We start from the raw sequence: 5,634 nt of genomic DNA on the forward strand, positions 1-5,634 counted from the left end.
GAATGGTTTGACGGCGCCGAATGGTCCGTCGCAGCAGCGGGTGATTCGGCAGGCCTTGGCGAATGCGCGGTTGTCGACGGCGGATGTGGACGCGGTGGAGGCGCACGGCACCGGGACCACGTTGGGTGATCCGATCGAGGCGCAGGCGTTGTTGGCGACCTACGGTCAGGACCGGGAAACGCCGGTGCTGTTGGGGTCGGTCAAGTCGAACATCGGGCACACGCAGGCGGCCGCGGGTGTGGCCGGTGTGATCAAGATGGTGCTGGCGATGCGGCACGGGATCGTGCCGCCGACGTTGCATGTGGATGAGCCGTCGCCGCACGTCGACTGGTCCGCCGGGGCGGTGGCGCTGGCGACCGAGGCGACGCCGTGGCCGGATCTGGGCCGGCCGCGTCGGGCGGCGGTGTCGTCGTTCGGCATCTCCGGCACCAACGCCCACGTCNATCCTCGAACAACCCCCCACGGCCGACCCCACCCCGCCGCGCGCGACCGGCGGCACCCGGCCGGAAACGGTGCTGCCGGTGCTGCTCTCCGCCCGCACCGACACCGCGCTCGCCGCGCAGGCCGACCGCTGGGCACGCCGCCTGGCCGGCGACGACACCATCCGCCCCGTCGACGTGGCCTGGTCGTCGGCCACCACCCGCGCCACCCTGGACCAGCGGGCCGTCATCACCGCCGCCGACCGTGACGGCCTGCTCGCCGGCCTGCGGGCGCTCGCAACCGGCGAACCGTCCGGCACCGTGATCACCGGCACCCGCGAGCAGCGCGGCCGACTCGCCCTGATCTTCTCCGGTCAGGGCGCGCAGCGCGCCGGCATGGGCCGGGAACTGTACGACGCGTTCCCCGTCTNCTGCTGTTCGGCGACGGCGACCTGCTCGACCAGACCCAGTTCACGCAGGCCGGCCTGTTCGCCGTCGAGGTGGCGCTGTTCCGCCTGGTCGAGTCCTTCGGCGTCCTCCCCGACCTGGTCGGCGGCCACTCGATCGGCGAGGTCACCGCCGCGTACGTCGCCGGGGTGCTGTCCCTGGCCGACGCGTGCGCGCTGATCGCGGCGCGCGGCCGGCTCATGCAGGCGCTGCCGGCCGGCGGCGGGATGCTGGCCGTGGCCGCCACCGAGGCCGACGTCGCCGCGTCGATCACCGGACACACCGGCGTCGGGATCGCGGCGGTGAACGGCCCGACGTCGGTCGTGGTGTCCGGCCCCGTCGACGCGCTCGACGACATCGCGCGCCGCTGGCAGGAACACGGCGTGCGCACCCGCCGCCTGGCCGTGTCGCACGCGTTCCACAGCCCGCTGATGGCACCGATGCTCGACGAGTTCCGCGCCGTGCTCGACGGGTTGACCTTCGCCGCGCCGCTGCTGCCGGTGGTGTCCACCGTGACCGGCCTCCTCGCCGAGGGCGACGACCTGCGCACCCCGGCCCACTGGGTACGGCACGCCCGCGAGGCGGTCCGCTACGCCGACGGCGTCGCCGCGTTGCGGGCCGCCGGGGCGGACACATTCCTGGAGATCGGCCCGCAGAGCGTGCTCACCGCGCTGACCGCCGACATCCTGCCCGACGAGGCGGTGCTCGCCACCGCCGTGCAGCGCCGCGACCGGGACGAGCCGACCGCGCTGCTCGCCGCGCTGGCCGACCTGCACGTACACGGCGTCCGGGTCGACTGGACGCCCTGGTTCACCGGCACCGACGCGACCCGCGTCGACCTACCCACCTACGCGTTCCAACGCCAACGCTTCTGGCCCGAGCCGACGAGCCGGCCGCAGCCGACGCCGGACGCCGACTTCTGGGCCGCCGTCGAGAGCGGCGACCCGAACGCCCTCGCCGCGCACCTCGGCGACGACACCGCCGCCGACGCGCTCAGCTCCGCCCTGCCCGTCCTGGCCGACTGGCACCGGGCACGCACCCGCGACGCCGGGCGCGACGGCACGGCGTACCGGATCGGGTGGGAGCCGGTGCGGCCCGCCGCCACCGCCGGGCTGTCCGGCCGGTGGCTGGTCGCCACCGTCGCCGGTGGCGCCGACGCGGGCGTCGCCAAGACGCTCGCCGATGCCGGCGCCCGGGTCGACACGCTCACCGTCGCGGCCGACGCCGACCGGCGCGACCTGGCCGAGCGGCTGCGGCGACTCGGCGACCAGGGCTGGACCGGCGTGCTCTGCGTGCTGCCCCGCCAGGACCGGCCGCTCGCCGACGCCCCGGCGGTCCCCGCCGGCACGGCCGCGCTGCTCACGCTCGTCCAGGCACTCACCGACGCCGACCTGCCCGGTCGGGTGTGGGTGCTCAGCCGCGCCGCGCTGCCCGTCGCGCCCGGCGACCGGGACGGCGACGTACGCGCCTCGGCCGCCTGGGGTCTCGGTCGGGTCGTCGCCCTGGAACGCCCCGACCGGTGGGGCGGCCTGATCGACCTGCCCGGCCGCGCCGACCGCAACAGCCGCGCCGCGCTCGTCGCGCTGCTCGCCGACGGCACCCACGACCAGGTCGCGGTACGCCGCACCGGTGTCCTCGCCCGACGCCTCCTCCCGGCCACGCCGCCGCCCGGCGACGGCTGGGGACCGCGCGGCACCGTGCTGGTGACCGGCGGCACCGGCGCGCTCGGCCGGCACGTGGCCCGATGGCTGCTGGCCAACGGGGCCGACGAGGTGGTGCTCGCCTCCCGGCGCGGCCCGGACGCACCGGGCGCCGCCGACCTCGCCGCCACGCTCGGCGCGGTCCGCGTGGTCGCCTGCGACGTCAGCGACCCCGTCGCCGTCACCGACCTGGTGGACGACCTGCCCAACCTGACCGCCGTCGTGCACACCGCCGGCGTCGCCGGTGAACCCGCCGCCGCGACGGACCTGACCACCACCGACCTCGCCGGCACCCTGTCCGGCAAGGTGCTCGGCGCGATCCACCTGGACGCCGCCTGCCAGGGCCGCGACCTCGACGCGTTCGTCGTCTTCTCCTCCGTGGCCGGGGTGTGGGGCGGTGGCGGGCAGGCCGGGTACGCCGCCGGCAACGCCCTGCTCGACGCGCTGGTCGCGGCCCGCCGCGCGGCCGGCCGGCCCGCCACCGCGCTCGCCTACGGTCCGTGGGCCGCCGACGGCATGGCCGCCGGGGAGACCGCGGACGGGCTGCGCCGCCGTGGCCTCGACCCGCTGCCGCCCGACACCGCCGTCGCCGCACTGGGCCGCTGGGTCAACGCCCCCGAGCCGGCGCCGGTGATCGCCGGCGTGGACTGGTCCCGGTTCGTCGCCGCGTACACCGCCGCGCGGCCCAGCCACCTCTTCGACCGGGTCGCGCCCGCCGTCGCCGTCGACCGGGGACAGCCGGACACCGCCGGCGACGGCCTCCGCGGCCGGCTCGCCGCGCTGCCGCCCGCCGGGCAGGAGACGCTCCTGCTCGACCTGGTACGCGCCGAAGCCGCGGCGGTGCTCGGCCACGCCTCCACCGACCAGGTGCCGGCCGGCCGCGCGTTCCGGGAACTCGGCTTCGACTCGCTGGCCGCGGTGCAACTGCGGGACCGGCTCGGCCGGGCCACCGGCGTGACGCTGCCCTCGACCGTGGTCTTCGACCACCCGTCGGCGGCCGAACTGGCGCGCTTCCTGCGTACCGAACTGGTGGCCGGCGCGGACGCGCCCACCGAGGTCGTCCCCGTGCCCCGACCGGCCGCCGACGAACCGATCGCCGTCGTGTCGATGGCCTGCCGCTTCCCCGGCGGCGTGTCCTCCCCGCAGGAGCTGTGGCGGCTGCTCGAAGACGGGGTGGACGCGGTCACGCCGATGCCCACCGACCGGGGCTGGGACCTCGACGCGTTGTTCGACAGCGACCCGGAGCGGGTCGGCACCAGCTACACCCGCAGCGGCGGCTTCCTCGCCGACGTGGCCGGCTTCGACGCCGCGTTCTTCGGCATCAACCCCCGCGAGGCGCTGGCCATGGACCCGCAGCAGCGGCTGCTGCTGCACACCACCTGGGAGGCGTTCGAGTCCGCCGGCATCGACCCGCACCGGGTACGCGGCTCGGCCACCGGCGTGTTCATGGGCACCAACGGCCAGGACTACGCCACCCTGCTGCTGGGCGCCCGCGCCGAGGCCGAGGGCTACCAGGCCACCGGCAACGGCGCGTCCGTCGTGTCCGGCCGGCTGGCGTACGCGTTCGGCCTGCACGGACCCGCCGTCACCGTCGACACCGCCTGCTCGTCGTCGCTGGTCGCGCTGCACCTGGCCGCGCAGGCGCTGCGTTCCGGCGAGTGCGATCTGGCGCTGGCCGGCGGCGTCACCGTGATGGCGACCCCGGGTGCGTTCCTGGAGTTCTCCCGGCAGCGAGGGCTCGCCGAGGACGGGCGGGTCAAGGCGTTCGCCGCCGCCGCGGACGGCACCGGCTGGGGCGAGGGCGTCGGCGTCCTGCTGCTGCAACGCCTCTCCGACGCGCAACGCGACGGGCGGCGGATCCTCGCCGTGGTACGCGGCAGCGCGGTCAACTCCGACGGCGCGTCCAACGGCCTGACCGCGCCGAACGGGCCCGCCCAGCAGCGGGTCATCCGGCAGGCCCTGGCCAACGCCGGCCTCACCCCGGCCGACGTCGACGCGATCGAGGCGCATGGCACCGGTACCACGCTCGGCGACCCGATCGAGGCGCAGGCGCTCGCCGCCGCGTACGGGCCGGACCGGCCGGCGGACCGGCCGCTCTGGCTCGGCTCGGTCAAGTCCAACCTGGGCCACACCCAGGCCGCGGCGGGCGCGGCCAGCCTGATCAAGATGGTGCTGGCGCTGCGCCACGCGACGCTCCCGGCGACGCTGCACGTCGACGCGCCCACCCCGCACGTCGACTGGGCGTCCGGCCCGCTGGCCCTGCTCACCGAGGCCCGCCCGTGGACACCCGGCGACCGGACCCGCCGGGCCGGCGTCTCGTCGTTCGGCATCAGCGGCACCAACGCCCACGTCATCCTGGAGGAGGCGCCCACGCCCACCCCGGTCGCCGTCGACGGCCCGGCCGCCATCGACGGCCCGGCCGCCATCGAGGGTCAAGCCGCCACCGACAGTCAAGCCGCCGTCGACGGGCCGCTCGCCGTCGACGGGCCGCTCGCCGCTGACGGGATGAAGGCCGCTGACGCGATGGACGCCGCCGGTGGGGCGGAGTCCGTCGGTGACCGGCTCGCGGCCCCGCCGGCCGGGGTCGCGCTGCCGTGGCCGGTCAGCGCGGCGACCGCCACCGGGCTGCGGGCCCAGGCCGACCGCCTGGCGCGGAGGCTCGCCGACCCGGCCGCCCGCCAGCCGCTCGCCGGCCCGACCGGGGACCAGCAGCCCGAGGCCGTCACCGACCGGCCGGGCCTGATCGCCTGGGCGCTGGCCGAGGGCCGGGCGCACCTGGCCCAGCGGGCCGTGGTGGTGGCCGCCGACGCACCGACCCGGCAGGCCGCCCTGGCCGCCCTCGCCACCGGCGAACCGCACTCCGCGCTCGTCCCGGCCGCACCGGCCACCGGCGGCGCCGCGGTCCTCTTCTCCGGTCAGGGTGCGCAGCGCGCCGGCATGGGCCGGGAGCTGTACGGGGCGTTCCCCGTCTTCGCGTCCGCGTTGGACGAGGTGTGTGGGCAGCTCGATGCGTTGTTGCCGCAGCCGCTCAAGCCGGTGCTGTTCGGCGACGGCGACCTGCTCGACCA

The 5,634-nt window shown here is 76.9% G+C and carries 1 protein-coding gene and 2 pseudogenes; all 3 read left to right on the forward strand.

Translation table 11 applies throughout. The annotated features are described in order from the left end of the window. Positions 1 to 40 precede the first annotated feature (40 nt). A pseudogene (locus B1205_RS33220) lies at positions 41 to 244 on the forward strand (hypothetical protein); the annotation flags it as partial. Between the two features lie 61 nt (positions 245 to 305). Next, positions 306 to 641: pseudogene (locus tag B1205_RS33225) on the forward strand (hypothetical protein); the annotation flags it as partial. Positions 642 to 904: 263 nt separating this feature from the next. After that, positions 905 to 5,634, forward strand: a 4,730-nt coding sequence (locus B1205_RS29425) for a type I polyketide synthase (RefSeq protein ID WP_254909585.1), incomplete at its 3' end; no start/stop codon positions are given.

The organism is Micromonospora sp. NBS 11-29, assembly GCF_002140155.1.
GTDB lineage: Bacteria > Actinomycetota > Actinomycetes > Mycobacteriales > Micromonosporaceae > Micromonospora.